The following is a 16844-nucleotide window of genomic DNA, read 5'->3' on the forward strand; positions in this document are numbered from 1 at the left end:
CGCACCCTCACGATAACTGAGCCCCTGTTCCTTGATCTTCTCTGCCAACTCCGCTACCTGATCCCAATCGATTGGTTGTCTCATGCCTCGATCCTCCATGTTGAATGGGGGAGGCTGTGGGGGGATTAAATGGCGTTTTTGTCCGGAATAGCTTACCCTCTGCAATTACCTGATCATCATCCCGGTGATGCTGACCGCGGTGCTCGGCTCGATGACCTCGTCCTGGCTTTACAAGGACTCCATCGATACCGTCGATTTTACCCGGGAGGGTATCGATATCCATGAAGGCCGGGAGGCCGTCATCCTGCAGTCGATCCGGGTGGGTAAGGCGATTACCGAAGAAGTCGATTTCATCAGTGAGAACGCGAATGTCAATCATCTGCTCGAGCTTTTTCGCGATACCCGCAACAGCTTTTATTTTCCGGTGGTCAATCACAAGGGATTGATGGTCGGGGTGGTGTCCATGCAGGATGTGAAAACGATTCTCCACAGCGAAGAGGATCGGGTCTGTCATCTGGTAGGTGATATCTGTACCCGTGACGTTATCATGCTGACTCCGGATACCAACCTGCATGAAGCGCTGCGACTGTTCGATATCAAGGGTATTGACGAGATTCCGGTGGTGGAGAGCCTGGACAAACCCTGGGTGTTGGGGATGCTCAAACGTCAGGATGTGATTGCCGCGTATAATCATGAGATGCTCAGGCGCGGCATCGATGAGCGGGCGGAGTCCATCCGGCTGGTCTGCTCATTGAAGTGATTCATTCTCTTTTATCGACGCCCTGAATCCGTGACGGCTGGACTCTTTTTTGGATATATCTTGTTGTAATCAGAATATAATTGTAGCAGAATCTTTGATAAAAACCTTCACCAGCCGCCTTCGGGACGGACGCTCACGGATCCAGGGACGTTTTTCAGGATCTGAGCGAAAAAGGACAGAACCATTGTTGCAGCAGCACAGTCATTGGTTATAATGGGACCGTTTCCGTCAACCCGGGGGAGATAGACCATCATACGATCATCAATTACGGGGTTTGAACCTTTGTGGTTGTATCACCCTCCTGTTTTGTCTCCCCGGAACCAGTTACCCTCGATCAACACCCACCGGCCTTACTGTGCCGGTGAAGAGGTATCCTTGATCACTTCTCTGCACTCCTTCGGGTTCAAACATGGTCTCCAGGCGGCTGATTTTCTCTGGGACGTTCGTTTTCTCCCCAACCCGTATTGGGTGCCGGAGCTGCAGCCTCACTCCGGTCGGGAAGCCGCCGTGGCTGCGTATGTGCTGGCAAATGAGACCGGAACACGTTTTCTCTCTCTGATCGAGCCCCTGCTTGTTTTTCTCCTCCAGGAGCATGCTGCCAGCGGTCGGGAAACTCTCAGCCTGGCCCTGGGCTGCACCGGTGGCCGTCACCGTTCCGTTGCCGTGGTCGAGCATCTGGGCAGATTTCTTGAAGGGAAAGGGCTGAGCCCGAGGATCCATCACCGCGATATTCACAAGGAATAGGGTGCGCAAGACGAAGAAGCATCGTATAGTAGGGTTTCCCCTGGTTTTTTATTTATTCATCTGGTTCATAGGGAGGAAATTATGAAAGAGCTAATGAAAAATGTCGTCTATGCCGGAATTGGCGCCGCCTTTCTCACCAAGGAGAAAATCGAAGAGCTGAAAAGCGACCTGGTCGAAAAGGGCAAGATGTCCCAGGAGGAGGGGAAACAGTTTGTCGATGACCTCCTGAGCAAATCCGAAAAAGCCAAGGATCAACTGGACCTGTGGATCAACAGGCGGGTTGAGGAGCAGGTCAAGCAGCTCAATCTTGCCACCAGGGACGAGATTGCCGAGCTGCAGCGTAAGGTGGAAGAACTGCAGATAGCCTTGAACAAAAAACCCGGCGAATAGTCGATTCGCCTGTATGTTCAGCATCAGGAAACTCGGGGCCATTGGCCGGATGTATCGGCATCTTAACCGCTACCATCGCATTCTGCGGGTCCTGTTCAAATACGGTTTTGCCGATCTGGTAGATCGTCTGCATATAGATCAGTATCTGGAATCCGGATTGCGGATGATCAACCGCAAACCACAGGAACAGATAGCGCGTTTGTCACGAGCGGAGCGACTGCGTCTGGTCTTTGAGGAGCTGGGGCCGACCTTTATCAAGCTTGGTCAGCTGCTTTCCACCCGCCCGGATTTGATTCCCGCTGAGTACCTCGATGAACTGGCCAAGCTCCAGGACGATATCCCGCCCTTCAGCATTGAAGAGGTGCGGACCATTTTTGCAGAGGAGTTGGGCCGTCTGCCCGAGGATCTGTTTCATTATTTCGACAGTGAACCTCTGGCCGCCGCGTCCATCGGCCAGGTCCACCGGGCTCGTCTCGACAATGGTGCCCAGGTGGTGATCAAGCTGCTGCGCCCGGGAATCGAGAATGTCATCGCCGTTGATCTTGAGATTCTCGCGCACATCGCTGATCTGATGGAACAGTACCTGGAGGAAGTCCAGGGCCACCGACCACCGGCCATTGTCCAGGAGTTTGCCCGCAGTATCAGCCGGGAGATCGATTTTTCCATCGAGTTGGCCAACATCCAGCGCTTTACCCGTCAGTTCGAGGGGAATCCGACCATTCATGTGCCGGTGGTCTACCCTGATCTCAGCACCGATCGGCTTTTGGTCATGGAAAACATCCAGGGTATCAAGGCCTCCCAGGTGGGGGAACTGCGTGAACAGGGTTATGATCTTTCCCTGATCGCCGAGCGCGGAGCCAACCTGGTCATGGAGCAGATCTTTGTTCATGGATTTTTTCATGCCGATCCCCACCCGGGCAACATTTTTATTCTTCCCGACAATGTCATCTGCTTCATCGATTTTGGCCAGATAGGCCGATTGTCCCGCAAGGATCGAGAGGATTTCACCGACCTGGTCCTCGATCTGGTGGGGGGGGGCGATGAAAGTCATATCGTCAGCGGTGTGCTCAAGGTAACGGTTCAACTGGGTGAGGTGGATCGGGAGAGCCTGGGGCAGGACATGGGTAATCTAATGGACATGTATCTTTACCGGTCCCTTGGAGAACTGGAGGCCGGCAAGATCCTGCAGGATCTGCTCGACCTGGTATCCCGGCATAAACTGTCGTTCAAGCCGAGTTTTTATCTGATGCTTAAAACCTTGAGCACGGCGGAGGGCGTCGGGTTGATGCATGATCCTAAACTCGAGTTGATCCGATTGGCCAAGCCTTTTATGCGCAATATCCGCATGGATCGCATGCATCCGTACCGCATTGCCGAGGAAATTTCCCAGACCGGCTCGGCGTATCTGCACCTGTTCCGTGATCTGCCCGATGAGGTGCGGGCCATTTTATCGCAGTTGCGCGGCGGCAGGATGCGGATCGGTTTCGAGCATCGGGGCCTGCAGTCTCTGGGCTCGGCGCTGGATCGGGTATCCAATCGGATTTCCTTTGCCATCGTCCTGGCTGCCCTGATTGTCGGCAGTTCTCTGATTATTCTTTCCGATATTCCGCCGCACTGGCACAATATACCGATTATCGGCCTGATCGGTTTCATGGTGGCGGGGCTCATGGGCTTCCGGCTGCTGCTTTCCATACTCCGCCACGGCCGGATGTAGAGCGGGGGGAAACGTTCCGGTTTCCAAGCCAGGCGGCTTTTTGTCCGCACCCGGGGCACCTTAACCAGTGCCCATGCAGAAACGGCTCTTTTTCCCGATTGTTTCAGTGCACTGGCAAATGTACTCCTTAAAACAGGACCTCAATGCCTGCGGTTCAATGCACCGGTACGCCTCGATCGAGAACAGAATATCTCTTTTCTCCTCAGTATGTACTGGGACAGGGTCCGTTTTCCTGCTATTTTCTCCGCCAGGTTCCGTTCACCCGGATGAATTGACCGGGTGGGGTTTTTTCGATGGCCTTTTTTGCGGCAAGTTGCTCAACGGCCTGCAGGGGTGTGTTGTTGCGACGGGCAATCTCTTCATACTGCGTTTTCCGTTGGGCATTGATCGTTGCTGCCAGCTTGGCGGCTTCGACATGACCAGGATCCACGGGAGCCAGGTAGCCAGTGGTGGTTTCACCCACAAGTCCCTGGGTCTTGGCGGTCTGCAGGTCCAAAGCATATCCGGTCTGCCAGCACAGCAGCAGCGTCAAACATATAAAAGCTAATCGTTTCATAGGGGCCTCTGTTTAGAACAGTCCACTCTCTTCGCTGATAACACTCTCCAGTTCTTTCTCCACCTTGACCCGGATTTCGTGCTCGATCTTGACGTTGAGATTGATGGTAATGGGCTTGTCGGGCGGGGCGACCTGCACCGTCGGGGTGCAGGCGGACAGCAACAGTCCCACTACGGCAAGCGCTGCCAGTATTTTGGCCATTGATTCCTCCCTTGTCGTTATTGCCAGCCCAGCGGTTTGGATCACCGCCGGATTTCCCGTTGCAAATCCGCGGGCAGACCCTGACTATACTGAAGACTTTGCAGCAGGGAAAGCAGATTCTGTTCAACGGTGACATTGAAATGCAAGGGCCGGTCCGGTTTGATGGAGGGGCTTCTGCCCTGTAACTGCAGGGCGATGATCAGGGTCCCGTCCGGAATATATTCGACCTGGGCGGCCAGTTGCTGGTAGTGAAATTCTTCCAGGGCCTTGAGAGCATAATCGGTGAGCGGTGAACCTGGTGGTGCCCCACCGGGCGGACGATACCGGAGTATGCCTCCCTGGTCGACCTGCTCAAGCCGACCCTGGTCAACCTGTATGCCCCGGGCGGTGAAAACCAGGGGCAGGTGCCCCTCTATCCTGCCATCCACGGTCAACCCTTCGACCTTCTGCATGGTCACGATCTGCTCCATCTCCATTTCCCTGATGGTCAACAGGCAGGAATTTTCCGGGCGATCGAAGTCATAGAGACATTCTTCCAGCTCGATTCTACCGCCTAAAAGCTCCACTTCCGCTTTTTCGATGTGCAGCCGAAAAGGGGTCGCCCCCTCTGCAGGATCAAGGCCGGCCCTGATGTACAGATTGCTCATGGGGACGACCGGACCTTGCACCTGGTCGACCCGAATCAGACCCGGCTGGCTGGAAGCCACCCGCGGCAGCAGGTGCAGCTTGTGCTCAGCCGTCAGACCAATGAAGGGGACCTCGGCGATTTGTCCCTGATCCACGGTGAGATCAACCTCCAGCTCGGCCTGGACAGGGGTGGTGCGGCTCCAGGCCCACTGGGTGGCCATCTTGATTTGTCCCTGCTCCAGGGTCAAGGGAAGGTGAGGATCATGCAGCATCTGGAGCAGATTATTGGTTGCGGTCATGACCAGGTGGCCGTCGGTATGCAGAGATGCGCTGCCTTTTTGATCTCTGTCCAGTTGCTGGGACATGGTCATCACCAGGGAACCTGTCCCCCGTGGTGCGGAACAGGAGGCAATGAGCCGCAATTGCTGCCGGTCCAGATGGAGGTCGGCAACAAGGTTGGCTATTTGCAGAGGTGCAAAGCGAAGGCCTCCTGTTTGCAGACCGTCAATCCTCCAGGGTTGTAGCGGACGCAGCTGGAGATGGAGAATTTGTGGATCGATGGGGGGATAGGCATTAAGGTATCCTGCCAGTTCGACGGTGAGCGCGTTCAGGGAGAGCTCCTGGCTCTTTGCTCCTTTGATCGCGAGTGTGGAGGCAGGGGTCAGGAGCAGCCCTCCCGAATTATGACGGGCAATGTCCAGTTGCAGCTGCACCTCTACGGCTGTCAGCAGAGGATGCTGCAGGTTGGTCCCGGTCACCTCCAGGAGCAGCTGCGCCGGATACAACTGGAAATGGAGACTCTGTGGATCGATGGGGGGCTGGATATTGAGCTGTCCTGCCAGATCGACGGTGAGGGCATCCAGGGAGAGCTCCTGGCTCTTTGCTCCTTTGATGACGAGTATGGAGGCAGGGGAGAGGAGCAGCTCTCCCGATTTGAGGCGGGTAATGTCCAGTTGCAGCTGTACCTCTGCAGCTGTCAGCAGAGGATGCTGCAGGCTGGTCCCGGTCACCTCCAGGAGCAGCTGCGCTGGATACAACTGGAGATGGAGACTCTGTGGATCGAAGGGGTGCTGGACATCGAGGTGCCCTTTCAGACGGGCTGTCAATGTATCCAGGGAGAGCTCCAGGCTTTTTGCTCCTTTGATGGCGAGTGTGGAGGCAGGGGTCAGGAGCAGCCCTCCCGAATTGAGACGGGCAATGTCCAGTTGCAGCTGCACCTCTGCTGCTGTCAGCAGCGGATGCTGGAGATTGGTCCCGGTCATATCCAGGAGCAGTTGCGGTTCGATGCCGGGGTGAACGCGCAGGAGCAGGTCAGCCTGCAATCTGCCTTGAGGCAGGAAATCGGTCTCGAATTTGGGTAGAAGTGCGGGCAGGGCCGCCAGGTCGAGATGCAGGGAGGCACTGAGCTGGCCGGCATCGGTTGCCATGACAAGGCTCGACTGATCGGTCATGTCCGGCGTAGGGGGCGCCGGTGGAGTAAAGATCAGTTTCTTGCCGGTCTCCGTGCCTGATGCTGTCAACTGTAACGAGGCGATTGTAGTCCCGTTTCGATACAGATGCAGGTTGTTGACCTGGAGCTGTTGTACCGGCAGGGTCAGGTCCTCGATCTGTTGCAGCAGTTGGACTGGATCGAATGAGAACAGGTCCGGCACCGGCGATGGGTCATCGGCAGTTGCGGGGGGAAGGGTTATTTGCACGGCCGTGGCCGTGATGGTTTCAACCTTTCCGTGGAGTAACCCGCGGTAATGGTAGTGGCAGACCAGGTCACGTATCTGGATGTCGACGGGTCCCGAGGGAAGGATGATGGTGGTGGAGAAGCGGTCAATGCGGACACGATTGATATTCAGGTCGGTCAGTTCGAGACTGACATCATGGAGACCGGCACGGGGAAGCAGGTGGGGGGCGAACCAGTTGATCAACTGTACCCGGTTCAACAGCATCAGGCCGACAAGAAGTGCGATCAGGGACAGGGTGGCGACAAGTGAGCGCATGAATAGGTGTCCTCCAGTTCACCATCTTATCCGCATTTGCCGTACTGGTCAATGGCTCCATCTCCCAGGTCATGCCGTCGTATCGTTCTCCTGAATTCGTGACTGCCGGACGCTTGTTGTGGATATATTTTGCTGTTATCAGATTATAATTGCAGCGGAATCCTTGAAGGTAACCCTCACCAGCCGCCCTTGGGGACAACGCTCGCGGATCCACGGTTATGCCCTGTGAACGTGAACGTTTTTTTTAACCAACAACGGTCAGGCTAGGCTTGACTTTGGGGTGTTTAAATGTATATTATCGGAATAATTGATTTTTATAATGTCTTTTTTGCTGGTCCGTCCTCTGGATTCAAGCCGGAACCGGTAGCAAGGCGATCCGTGTGTCTCCCTGCCTGATCGCTGTCACGAGATGGAACCGGTACGGAGGTGCTGCGAATGGACAATGCTGCGCAGTGGCTGGAGAAAAAGACCTTTCATCACGCCCGATTTGCCGATCTCAAGGATTTGATGCGGCGCAAAGAGCGGCTGGGGCTCTCCATTTCCCTGTGTATTCCGACCCTCAATGAAGCCGCAACCATTGCCCCTCTGGTGGCGGGGTTGAGCAGGGAATTGCGGGATCACTGTCCTCTTCTTGACGAAATTGCGGTAATCGATTCCGGATCCGAAGATCAGACCCTTGAGCTGGCTGCCGAGGCAGGAGCTGAAGTCCATCGAGCCTTTGATATTCTTCCCGACCTGGGCCGGTACTCCGGCAAGGGTGAAAACCTCTGGAAAGCTCTGTACCTGCTCCGCGGCGACATCCTTGTTTTTCTCGATGGCGATGTCACCACCGTGCATCCCGGCTATGTTGCCGGCCTGGTTGGTCCGCTTCTGTATCGGCCCGAGGTTGGCTATGTCAAATCTTTTTACGAGCGGACCACGGGCCCCTACAGTGGCAGCCTTGCTTCAGAGGGCGGCAGGGTAACGGAAATCCTCATCCGCCCTTTTTTTTCTTTGTATTTTCCGGAACTGACCGCGATCATTCAACCCCTGTCCGGAGAATATGCCGCGCGCCGGGAAATTCTCGAGCAATTGTCTTTTCCAGTGGGTTACGGGGTGGAAGCTGCTCATCTCATTGATATCCACCACAAGTTCGGCCTGACATGTCTCGCGCAGACCGATCTCGACCAGCGCCATCATCGGAGTCGCAGTACCAGCGAACTTGGCAGGATGGCCTTTGCCATTCTGCAGGTTTTGCATCGGCGTTTGCAGTTGCGGGGGGTGTTGCGGCAGGGCCCGGAGGTGGAGGAGGTTCTGCGCCAGTTCCAGCAACAGGCAGGGGAGTACAGACAGGTGGAGTATCGGGTTAAGGAATACGAACGTCCACCCATGCTTGAGGTCGCGGCGTATCGCTTGAAACGGGGGTCGGATTGGTCACGCCGCCAGTGTCGATCAATGGCGATGTCCACGGCGAGAGGGGCTTCATGCACATAGCGCTTGTTCATTATCACCTGCAGAGTGGCGGCGTTACCAGAGTCATACTCCATCAACTCAATGCCCTCGGAGCCCACGGGCATCAGGTGGTGGTCCTCACCGGCAGCCCGCCACCAGCTGGTTTTCCGGGTGTTTTCCGGGTTGTGCCCGGTTTACAGTACGAGTTTGCACGGCCGGCCATCACTCCCGCGGAACTGGCGGCACAGATGTCTGCCGCTGCCCGCGAAGCCTTGGGAAAAGACCCGGATGTCTGGCACGTACATAATCACAGTCTGGGAAAAAGCCTGGTACTGCCTGGAGCCTTGTCAGTACTGGCCCGCCAGGGAAGGCGGCTGCTGATGCAGATCCATGATTTTGCCGAAGACGGCCGTCCCGGTAACTTTCGGGTCATGCTGGCGGAAATGGCCGGAGGAGACCGACAGGCTTTATTCCGGTTGCTGTATCCACGTGCCGACCATCTCCATTACGCGGTGCTCAATGAGCGCGATTACAGGTTTTTGCAGGCTGCCGGTTTGGATAGGCCGCACCTGCATCTGCTGCCCAACCCCATCGATCTGGGACGTACCGGGGAAGGACAGCCCGAAGCAATTCGCTCTGCCGCACCTCTGTGGCTCTATCCGACCCGAGCTATTCGCCGCAAGAATCTGGGTGAGTTTCTTCTCTGGTCGGCTCTGGCTCCGCCGGGACAGCGGTTTGCCGTGACCTCGGCGCCGGAGAACCCTGGAGAATGGAAGCGGTATGCCCGCTGGAAAGATGTCGCCGCCGAGTTGGGTCTACCGCTCCAGTTCGAGGCGGTAGGTCCCGCTGGCCCGGGTTTTGTCGAGTTGTTGCACCGTGCCGAGGCCGCCATCACCACCAGCGTCGCCGAAGGGTTCGGTATGGCTTTTCTTGAGCCCTGGCATCTGGGGGTGCCGGTTTGCGGTCGTGATCTTCCCGAAATCACAGCTGGATTCCGAGAGGATGGGATAATTGTACCCTGGAGCTACCAACGACTCGAGGTGCCCCTGTCCTGGCCCGGCGCTGAACAGGTGCGAACCGCTGCCTGGCGGGGACTGCGTTCGACCCTGGCGGATTACGGCCGTTCCCCTGGGCCGGATGATCTCGAGCGACTGCTGACAGCCTGGATTCATGATGGTCGAGTGGATTACGGTCGTTTGCATGAACCCATGCAGGAAGAAATTCTTCGCCGTCTGGCCAAAGATCAGGGACTGGCTGTTGATCTCGATCCCTCGGCACTTCCTGATCCTGAGGTACTGCACAGGCCGATGACAGTGAATCGCAGCCTGTTGCGAAGCCGGTACCATCTGGCCGGGTACGGAATGGCAGTGGAACAGGTCTATACAAGAATCGTTGCTTCGGCATACACATCGCTGGACAGCCTTGATGGTGAGAGCCTGCTTGATTGTTTCCTAGCCCCTGAGCGGCTTTTTTTACTGCGCGTTGATTGAGACGGGATAGCTCTTCCTTCCCGGAATGGTCAGATCCGCTGGATGCAGATATAGGTGAGAATGGTATAGGCCAGCAGCCAGAGGCCGATGGCCAGCAGCCAGCGGTTGCGGGCCGGTGCTTTCTTCGGCAACCAGCAGAGCAGGACCATGGGCAGCAGCGGGATAATCACACCGGCGACAAAAGGCGACAGGTAGCGGAGCAGTTCCTGAAGGCCGAGAAAGAACCAGGGCCCGGCAATGAACAACAGGCCGAACTGTTCCGGTTCAATCGGTGCTGTCCAAACCACTGATACCACGATGGTGAGGACAACAAGGATCAGATGATTGTGCCAGTTGGCGGTGTACCGGCGGAGGTGAGGCCAGGCTGCCACCCCTCCCAGCACAACCAGGCCAATGACATGGTGGATGTAGACCTTGCGGACCCCGCTGTCGGTGAGGTCGAAGAGCAGATCATTGACTTGTGTGCCAATCAGGGGGATAGCCAGGCAGATGTGCTCGGCAATGGCACCGGCGGCTTCACCGGTGGCATCGCCGCGGAGTACATAACCGGTAAACAGCAGCAATAAGGCGCAGGGCAGGGTGAGGCAGAGGCGGACCCAGGCGCTTCGTTTGTACTCAGCCTCGTTTTTCCACAGGACGGCAGCAAGGTGGACGAGGAGAAGCAGGAAAAAAGCCTGACTGGAGAAGTAGTGCAGAGCACGCCAGAAGGAACCGTAGGGGATGAGCAGTTCCATGGCGGTCGTGGAGTAGAAAGGGTCGGCAACATCATAGTGCAGACCAACCACGATCCCCGAGAGGATGGAAATATACAGGCTGATCAGGGCGGCACCGCCCCAGAGGTGATCCCGCAGGGGGTGGAGCAGGGTCTCGATGATTTTTCCGCGGGACAAAGGGACCATCAGAGGTGCACCACGAAGGCAGTGACCTGACCTTCGCTATCGACTTTCTGCGTGACCGTAAAGGTGGGCAGGTTTCGTTCCGCCGGTCCGGAAATCCGCACTCCGTCCGAGGTGAAGCGACTCTGGTGGCAGGGGCATTCGATATATCCCATATCCTGGAGAAAATTGAGTCGACAGCCAAGATGGGTGCAGATACGGGAAACGGCTTTGGCGCCGCCGTCTTCGGTGGCGAAGAGGATAAAATCATGGCTGGCATGGGTGCCGCTTGCCGGCAAAGGTGCCGGCACGTCCACCAGACGGGGTCTTCGGGGCGGTTTGAATCCGGCGAAGCGGAACAGGGGATAGAGAAAAAGGGCCGCTGTTGCGGCCAGGGTCCACTGCACCCATCGTGTCAGGAAGGTGCGGCGGTTTCTGTCCCCGGGGGAGGTGGGTTTCTGGTGATTCCGATGGTCCATCAGGCAAATTTTTTCTTGAGGGCGCGATCGACGTGGGGAGGCACCAGGCCGGCCACATCCCCATGGCAACGGGCCGCATTCTTGATATTGGTGGAGCTGATATAGATCCAGCGGAAACCGGTCATCAGAAAAACCGTCTCCACCGAGCGTTCCAGCCTCCTGTTCATCAGAGCCAGCTGGAATTCATAATCAAAATCGGAAAGGGCCCGCAAACCACGAATGATGGCATGGGCTTCTTTTTTTCGGGCATAATCAACGATCAGACCATCGGTGAATCCCACCTCCACCCGCCCCGAAACAAATCCTCCAAAACAGCCTTCAATAAGTTCACACCGTTCTTCAAGGGAAAAAAGAGGGATTTTCTGAGGGTTGATGGCGATGGTAATGATGATCCGATCAAACAGGTTGAGGCCTCTTCTGATAATGTCCAGGTGGCCGTTGGTGATGGGATCAAAGGTGCCCGGATAGAGAGCTGTTCCGGAGGTCTGTCTTCCTGCGCCGGGTACTATGGGATCGACGGGGTTATCCATGGTTGTATTTCATGACCGATTGCAGTTCTTTGAATCCGTGACGGCTGGACTCTTGTTTTAATATATAAACGCTCACAAATTCAGGAGTTCGTAAAACCACAGGCCGGTTTCTCCATAACAGCGTTGATTGATGAGCTTGAGGGTGCCGGCCGTGGCCGGCAGTCTGGTGTTGCGGTGTTCCTCGATCACGACCAGAGCACCGGGCGCGAGCAAAGCAGTTTTTTCCATGTTTGTCAACAGGGGGGCCGCCAGTTTTTTCGTGTACGGTGGATCCATGAACACCAGGTTGAAGGGAGGAATTCCGGACAAGGTCAGGACCTTTTCCAGCCCCTTGGAGGGCAGGGCCAGATCCTGGCAGAGAAAAGCCGCCTGAGGCTGACGAAAACAGCTGCGAAGGTTTGCTTCGATGAGTTGGCCTGCCTGTCGGGATTTATCAACAAAAAGAACGAAGGCCGCATCTCTGCTCAGGGCTTCGATCCCCAAAGCGCCGGTGCCGGCGAAAAGATCGAGCACGGTACTGCCTGCTGTTCGCTGGGCAAGAATATTAAACAGGGCTTCGCGGACCCGGTCGCTGGTGGGACGAATGTCCGCTTTGCCGCTGGCCGGGGTCATCAGTTTCCTGCCCCGGGCGTTGCCGCCGGTGATTCGCACCTGCTTCCTTGGAATGAAAAGTTCTTCAGGAAGAAGATTTTTCCTGTTTGGCCACTTGCTTCTTTTTTCTCAGCAGGCGAGCCCTGACAGCAAGAAAAGGCCCGGAGAGCATGTAGGCAAGGGCAACGACAAAAAGGGTGATTGGTGGTTCGGTGGCCAGCAGGATCAGCAGCAGGATCATGCCGACGATCACGTGAAAACGTTTTTCCCTGGGGATGTTGATATTTTTGAAACTCAGGTATCTGTGATTGGAGACCATCAGATAGGATAGAAGATAGACCAGGAGCAGCAGGGTGATGTGCTTGACGGTTTCAGTGGTTTTGAAGACCTGGCTGCTGAACATGACCGCGGTGGCGATGACGCCGGCCGCCGCCGGACAGGGAAGACCGGTAAAATCATGACCGGGGTTGTTGATGGTCTGGGTATTGAACCGTGCCAGCCGCAGGGTGGTGGTGGCCACATAGAGAAAAGCGGCCAGCCAGCCATAACGGCCATATGGGGTCAGGGCCCACAGATAGGCCAGCAGAGCTGGCGCGACCCCAAAAGAGACCATGTCGCACAGGGAGTCGAGTTCCATGCCGAAGGTCGAGGTGGATCCGGTCATCCGGGCTACCCGGCCATCCAGGCCGTCAAAAACTGCGGCAACCAGAATCGCAATGGCTGCCGCGAAAAAATAACCGTTGATCGAGGCGATGATGGAGTAAAAACCGCTGAACAGGCTGCAGATGGTCAACAGGCAGGGAATGATGTAAAAACGGTTCGATTGCGTACTATCCATGGTTTACTCTTTGTGGGGTCACCGCAGGGGGAGGGTCGCAGTCATCCACTGCAGTGCGATCAGGATCGCGAGAGGAACACCGGTGCGTGAAGCCGGGGTCGCAAGGGATTGGACTGCAAATACTATACGGGATGAAGGGGTGTCGGGCAATCGATTCCTGGATTTTTCGCAACCCTTATCCCGTGTTCCTGTCGTCCGTATCCACAACCTGAATCCGTGACGGCTGGACGCTTGTTTTGGATATATTTTGCTGTAATCTTATTATAATTTTAGCAGAATCCTTAAACAGAACCTTCACCAGCCGCCCTGCGGGGCGTCCGTGCGTACGCCATCTTCATTGCCCGTAACCGTCCGATAAAGTTTACTTTAATCGGAACGGTCACAGGCAATAAAGCTGACGCACGGACGAACGCTCACGGATCCAGGCACAAGGGAAGCATTGATTCATGGTTCAAGGCACAGGCGGCGACCATCCTGTCCGTGCTCCCGCTGAACGGTCAGGTTTTTTCCTGCCCTTGTCCCTCAGCAACAAATCCCAGTATTGTCTCGCCAGCCCGGACTTTCTCTCCAGTCCGGACCCGAATCTGTGCTGTTAACGGCAGATACAGGTCGACCCGGGAGCCGAAGCGGATCAGGCCGAATTTCTGGCCGCCGGCAACCTGGTCTCCTTGTTCCGCCCAGCAGACAATACGCCGGGCGATGAGACCGGCGAGTTGCACCACGGTGTATTGCAGGCCGGCAGGGGTGGTGATGGTCAGCGCGCAGTATTCGTTGTGGAGTTCGGCCTTGTCCTTGTCCGCGGCATAAAAGGCCCCTGGAGACAGGATCACCCGGTTGACGGTACCGGTCATGGGAACTCGGTTAACATGGACGTTAAAGACGTTCATGAAAATGGAAATTTTCATGAGGCGTTGTTGTGAAAAACGATGGTCGTCCACTTCCCGGACCTGGATGACCTTGCCGTCCGCCGGAGAGATGATGGCCCCCGGGTCCGCGGGAACAACCCGGATCGGGTCGCGGAAAAAGTAGAGGACAAAGGCGGTGAGCAGCAGGCAGAGCAGAACGGGGAGGGTCCAGCCGACCAGGGCGAAAACCAGGGTGGCAAAACCACTGAAGAGAATAAACGGCACCCCTTCGCTGGCCACGGGAATTTTGGGCTGTTGCATGAAAAATCCTGGAGAAATGGAGGCCGGACGGGGCGGCGGTGGACCTGCAGGCGCCGCCCGGCGGAGAGCGGGTTATTTTTTTGGGGCCCGAATCATGGCAATTTTTCCGGTCCGGACGATTTCCCTGATGCCCAAAGGGCGGAGGATATCGATCACCGCTTTGATTTTTGATTCGGAACCGGTGATCTCCAGGGCATAGGAATTGGGGCTGACGTCGACGACCTTGCCGCGGAATATATCAATAATCCGCAAAACCTCGGCCCTGGTCGCCGCTTCCGCCTTGACACGGATCAGCGCCATTTCCCGTTCAACAAACTCACCATCACTGACGTCGGTTACTTTGACAACATCGATCAGTTTGTGGAGCTGCTTGGTAATCTGTTCAATAATGGCTGCCTCGCCCTCGGTGACGACGGTCAGACAGGAGATTTGAGGATCAAAGGTTTCGGCAACACAAAGGCTCTCTATGTTGAAGCAGCGGCCGCTGAAAAGTCCGGTGACCCGGGAAAGAGCGCCGGGGCGGTTGCGCAGGAGGACGGAAAGGGTATGTTTCATGATCATTGATCCTGTTGAACACTGGCTGACTGATGAATGGATCCGGTCTAGGGCCGGACGGCAACGGTTTTCTGATCCTACGCTCTTTAGACAAGGAGCATTTCAGTGGTCGCCTTCCCGGCCGGTACCATGGGGAAAACACCTTCTTCACGATGAATGGAAAAGTCCATGACCACGACATTTTTTGTGGCCAGGGCTTCACGGATGACCGGTTCCACCTCGCCCTTGGTTTTGGCGCGCAGGCCCACGGCACCATAGGCCTGGGCCAGGGTGACGAAATCCGGAGTCACCTCCATGGTGGTCGAGGCATAATGACGGTTATAGAAGAGCTCCTGCCACTGGCGTACCATGCCCAGGTAATTGTTGTTAAGAATGGCAATTTTGACCGGTGCGCCACACTCTCTGGCCGTGGCCAGTTCCTGAATGTTCATCTGGATTGAGCCGTCCCCGGCCACGTCAATGACCGTTGCCTCGGGAAAGGCCATCTGGGCGCCGATGGCGGCTGGCAATCCGTACCCCATGGTGCCCAGGCCGCCCGAGGTCAACAGCCGACGGGGGTAGTTGAATTTGTAGAACTGGGCCGCCCACATCTGGTTCTGACCGACTTCAGTGCTGATGATGGCATCACCGCCGGTGAATTCGTGGAGTTTTTCGATGACATACTGAGGTTTGATAATCTCGCCGGCATCCATATAGGCCAAGGGGTGTTTGGCGTCCCATTCCTTGACCTGTTCGATCCAGGGCCGATGGTGTTCGGCTGTTTTCTCAGGATTGAATTCAGGGCTCTTGTCCAGCCAGCTGTTCATGGCTTGCAGGGCCAGTTTGCAGTCGGCGACAATGGGAATGTCGACCTCGACATTTTTGCTGATCGAGGTGGGGTCGATGTCGATGTGGATGATTTTGGCCAGCGGTGCGAAGGCATCAAGGCGGCCGGTGACCCGGTCATCGAAACGGGAGCCGACGGCGATGAGCAGATCGCTCTTGGCCACCGCCATGTTGGCGGCATAGCTGCCGTGCATGCCCAGCATGCCCAGGGAGAGGGGATCGGTGCCGGGAAAACCGCCCAGTCCCATGAGGGTCATGGTCACCGGGATGCGAAGACGCCGAGCCAGGTGGCTCAGCTCTTCGTTGCTGTTGGAGAGGATGACCCCGCCACCGACGTACAGGACCGGTCGTTTCGCGCGCAGACAAGCCAGGCAGGCTTTTTCCACCTGATTCGGATGCGGAACCGTATTCGGCTGGTAGGTTTTCATTTTGACAGGTTTTCTCGGCGGAAAACTGACCATGGAGGCGATGATGTCCTTGGGCAGGTCGATCAGGACCGGTCCTGGTCTTCCGGATGCTGCCAGGTAAAATGCCTCGCGCAGCACTGGTACCAGATCCTCGGGGTCATTGACCAGGTAGTTGTGTTTGGTGCAGGGACGGGTGATACCGACGATGTCGACTTCCTGGAAAGCATCGTTGCCGATCAAGGCTCTGGGGACCTGACCGGTGAGCACCACCAGGGGGATGGAGTCGCAATAGGCGGTGGCAATGGCGGTAACCCCGTTGGTGGCACCGGGCCCTGAGGTCAGCAGGGCGACTCCGACCTTGCCGCTGGAACGGGCATAACCGTCGGCGGCATGCACGGCCCCCTGTTCGTGGCGGACCAGGACATGACGGATATCACTTTTGCACAGATCGTCATACAATTCGATAACCGCTCCGCCTGGATAACCGAAAATGAGATCCACGCCCTCTTCCTGCAGGCAATTGATGATGGCTTGTGACCCTTTAACCTTACTCATAAAATATCCTTTTTTCCTTGAGGTCTCGCCCGAGGTGTGTCGGCGCGGCTGAAAAACAGCCTGCATGGGCATGGATTGCAGAACAAAATGAAAGAGTAAAGAATATATAGAGGAAGAAA

At 56.2% G+C, this 16844-nt stretch carries 17 protein-coding genes; 6 read left to right on the top strand and 11 right to left on the bottom strand.

From position 1 onward, the window contains the following. The first annotated feature begins 187 nt into the window (after nucleotides 1-187). From JWG43_RS14305 to JWG43_RS14320, 4 genes are all read left to right on the top strand, one after another. The gene (locus JWG43_RS14305) at nucleotides 188-760 is read left to right on the top strand and encodes a CBS domain-containing protein (RefSeq protein WP_240193607.1); all 573 of its coding nucleotides are present in this window, start codon (nucleotides 188-190) and stop codon (nucleotides 758-760) included. A gap of 375 nt (nucleotides 761-1135) precedes the next feature. Continuing rightward, nucleotides 1136-1504 (top strand): RapZ C-terminal domain-containing protein, encoded by a 369-nt coding sequence (locus JWG43_RS14310; RefSeq protein WP_205243630.1) that lies wholly within the window; start codon nucleotides 1136-1138, stop codon nucleotides 1502-1504. An 81-nt stretch (nucleotides 1505-1585) separates the two neighbouring features. Continuing rightward, complete coding sequence (locus JWG43_RS14315) at nucleotides 1586-1894, top strand: phasin family protein (RefSeq protein WP_205243631.1); 309 nt, start codon at nucleotides 1586-1588, stop codon at nucleotides 1892-1894. Nucleotides 1895-1907: 13 nt separating this feature from the next. After that, nucleotides 1908-3608 carry an ABC1 kinase family protein gene (locus JWG43_RS14320; protein WP_205243632.1) on the top strand — a complete coding sequence of 567 codons (1701 nt, stop codon included), beginning with the start codon at nucleotides 1908-1910 and terminating at the stop codon, nucleotides 3606-3608. Nucleotides 3609-3843: 235 nt separating this feature from the next. Here JWG43_RS14320 and JWG43_RS14325 read toward each other — a convergent pair whose 3' ends face one another. From JWG43_RS14325 to JWG43_RS14335, 3 genes are read right to left on the bottom strand one after another with little or no spacing between them, the layout of a single operon-like run. After that, nucleotides 3844-4164: a YdbL family probable chaperone protein gene (locus JWG43_RS14325; protein WP_205243633.1), complete on the bottom strand. Its 321-nt coding sequence runs from the start codon at nucleotides 4162-4164 to the stop codon at nucleotides 3844-3846. A gap of 12 nt (nucleotides 4165-4176) precedes the next feature. Then, entirely contained in the window at nucleotides 4177-4365 is a 189-nt protein-coding gene (locus JWG43_RS14330) for a YnbE family lipoprotein (protein ID WP_205243634.1), read from the bottom strand. Between the two features lie 41 nt (nucleotides 4366-4406). Then, a complete protein-coding gene (locus JWG43_RS14335; protein ID WP_205243635.1) occupies nucleotides 4407-6983 on the bottom strand; it encodes an intermembrane phospholipid transport protein YdbH family protein in 2577 nt (858 codons plus the stop codon). A gap of 435 nt (nucleotides 6984-7418) precedes the next feature. Between JWG43_RS14335 and JWG43_RS14340 the strand changes: the two genes are divergently transcribed. Both JWG43_RS14340 and JWG43_RS14345 read left to right on the top strand, forming a co-directional pair. Next, complete coding sequence (locus JWG43_RS14340; protein WP_205243636.1) at nucleotides 7419-8456, top strand: glucosyl-3-phosphoglycerate synthase; 1038 nt, start codon at nucleotides 7419-7421, stop codon at nucleotides 8454-8456. Continuing rightward, nucleotides 8447-9904 (top strand): glycosyltransferase family 4 protein, encoded by a 1458-nt coding sequence (locus JWG43_RS14345; RefSeq protein ID WP_205243637.1) that lies wholly within the window; start codon nucleotides 8447-8449, stop codon nucleotides 9902-9904. Before JWG43_RS14340 ends, JWG43_RS14345 begins: the two co-directional genes overlap by 10 nt. 29 nt (nucleotides 9905-9933) lie before the next feature. Here JWG43_RS14345 and JWG43_RS14350 read toward each other — a convergent pair whose 3' ends face one another. The 8 genes from JWG43_RS14350 to ilvB form a co-directional block, all read right to left on the bottom strand. Further along, a complete protein-coding gene (locus JWG43_RS14350; protein ID WP_205243638.1) occupies nucleotides 9934-10803 on the bottom strand; it encodes a cytochrome b N-terminal domain-containing protein in 870 nt (289 codons plus the stop codon). After that, nucleotides 10803-11258: a Rieske (2Fe-2S) protein gene (locus tag JWG43_RS14355; RefSeq protein ID WP_205243639.1), complete on the bottom strand. Its 456-nt coding sequence runs from the start codon at nucleotides 11256-11258 to the stop codon at nucleotides 10803-10805. Before JWG43_RS14355 ends, JWG43_RS14350 begins: the two co-directional genes overlap by 1 nt. Continuing rightward, nucleotides 11258-11788, bottom strand: a complete 531-nt coding sequence (gene coaD / locus JWG43_RS14360) for a pantetheine-phosphate adenylyltransferase (RefSeq protein ID WP_205243640.1) — start codon at nucleotides 11786-11788, stop codon at nucleotides 11258-11260. Before coaD ends, JWG43_RS14355 begins: the two co-directional genes overlap by 1 nt. Before the next feature lie 72 nt (nucleotides 11789-11860). Next, a complete protein-coding gene (gene rsmD / locus JWG43_RS14365; protein WP_205243641.1) occupies nucleotides 11861-12439 on the bottom strand; it encodes a 16S rRNA (guanine(966)-N(2))-methyltransferase RsmD in 579 nt (192 codons plus the stop codon). 25 nt (nucleotides 12440-12464) lie between these two features. Further along, nucleotides 12465-13217 (bottom strand): CDP-diacylglycerol--serine O-phosphatidyltransferase, encoded by a 753-nt coding sequence (gene pssA, locus JWG43_RS14370; protein WP_205243642.1) that lies wholly within the window; start codon nucleotides 13215-13217, stop codon nucleotides 12465-12467. Nucleotides 13218-13714: 497 nt separating this feature from the next. Further along, nucleotides 13715-14383, bottom strand: coding sequence for a phosphatidylserine decarboxylase family protein (locus JWG43_RS14375; RefSeq protein ID WP_205243643.1), 669 nt, complete (start codon nucleotides 14381-14383; stop codon nucleotides 13715-13717). 72 nt (nucleotides 14384-14455) lie between these two features. Further along, the gene (gene ilvN / locus JWG43_RS14380; protein ID WP_205243644.1) at nucleotides 14456-14938 is read right to left on the bottom strand and encodes an acetolactate synthase small subunit; all 483 of its coding nucleotides are present in this window, start codon (nucleotides 14936-14938) and stop codon (nucleotides 14456-14458) included. A gap of 86 nt (nucleotides 14939-15024) precedes the next feature. Then, a complete protein-coding gene (gene ilvB / locus JWG43_RS14385) occupies nucleotides 15025-16725 on the bottom strand; it encodes a biosynthetic-type acetolactate synthase large subunit (RefSeq protein ID WP_205243645.1) in 1701 nt (566 codons plus the stop codon). Nucleotides 16726-16844: the final 119 nt, after the last annotated feature.

This window comes from Desulfobulbus alkaliphilus (assembly GCF_016918545.1).
In the GTDB taxonomy this organism is placed as follows: Bacteria; Desulfobacterota; Desulfobulbia; order Desulfobulbales; family Desulfobulbaceae; genus Desulfobulbus; species Desulfobulbus alkaliphilus.

Excerpts from the sequence above, each read along its gene's own strand:
- JWG43_RS14340 (WP_205243636.1), top strand. The coding sequence starts at position 7,419 with ATGGACAATGCTGCGCAGTGGCTGGAGAAAAAGACCTTTCATCACGCC.
- JWG43_RS14335 (WP_205243635.1), bottom strand. The coding sequence starts at position 6,983 with ATGCGCTCACTTGTCGCCACCCTGTCCCTGATCGCACTTCTTGTCGGC.
- JWG43_RS14375 (WP_205243643.1), bottom strand. The coding sequence starts at position 14,383 with ATGCAACAGCCCAAAATTCCCGTGGCCAGCGAAGGGGTGCCGTTTATT.
- JWG43_RS14355 (WP_205243639.1), bottom strand. The coding sequence starts at position 11,258 with ATGGACCATCGGAATCACCAGAAACCCACCTCCCCCGGGGACAGAAAC.
- coaD (WP_205243640.1), bottom strand. The coding sequence starts at position 11,788 with ATGGATAACCCCGTCGATCCCATAGTACCCGGCGCAGGAAGACAGACC.
- JWG43_RS14320 (WP_205243632.1), top strand. The coding sequence starts at position 1,908 with ATGTTCAGCATCAGGAAACTCGGGGCCATTGGCCGGATGTATCGGCAT.
- JWG43_RS14330 (WP_205243634.1), bottom strand. The coding sequence starts at position 4,365 with ATGGCCAAAATACTGGCAGCGCTTGCCGTAGTGGGACTGTTGCTGTCC.
- JWG43_RS14315 (WP_205243631.1), top strand. The coding sequence starts at position 1,586 with ATGAAAGAGCTAATGAAAAATGTCGTCTATGCCGGAATTGGCGCCGCC.
- JWG43_RS14305 (WP_240193607.1), top strand. The coding sequence starts at position 188 with ATGCTGACCGCGGTGCTCGGCTCGATGACCTCGTCCTGGCTTTACAAG.
- JWG43_RS14325 (WP_205243633.1), bottom strand. The coding sequence starts at position 4,164 with ATGAAACGATTAGCTTTTATATGTTTGACGCTGCTGCTGTGCTGGCAG.
- ilvB (WP_205243645.1), bottom strand. The coding sequence starts at position 16,725 with ATGAGTAAGGTTAAAGGGTCACAAGCCATCATCAATTGCCTGCAGGAA.
- JWG43_RS14350 (WP_205243638.1), bottom strand. The coding sequence starts at position 10,803 with ATGGTCCCTTTGTCCCGCGGAAAAATCATCGAGACCCTGCTCCACCCC.
- JWG43_RS14345 (WP_205243637.1), top strand. The coding sequence starts at position 8,447 with ATGCACATAGCGCTTGTTCATTATCACCTGCAGAGTGGCGGCGTTACC.
- ilvN (WP_205243644.1), bottom strand. The coding sequence starts at position 14,938 with ATGAAACATACCCTTTCCGTCCTCCTGCGCAACCGCCCCGGCGCTCTT.
- pssA (WP_205243642.1), bottom strand. The coding sequence starts at position 13,217 with ATGGATAGTACGCAATCGAACCGTTTTTACATCATTCCCTGCCTGTTG.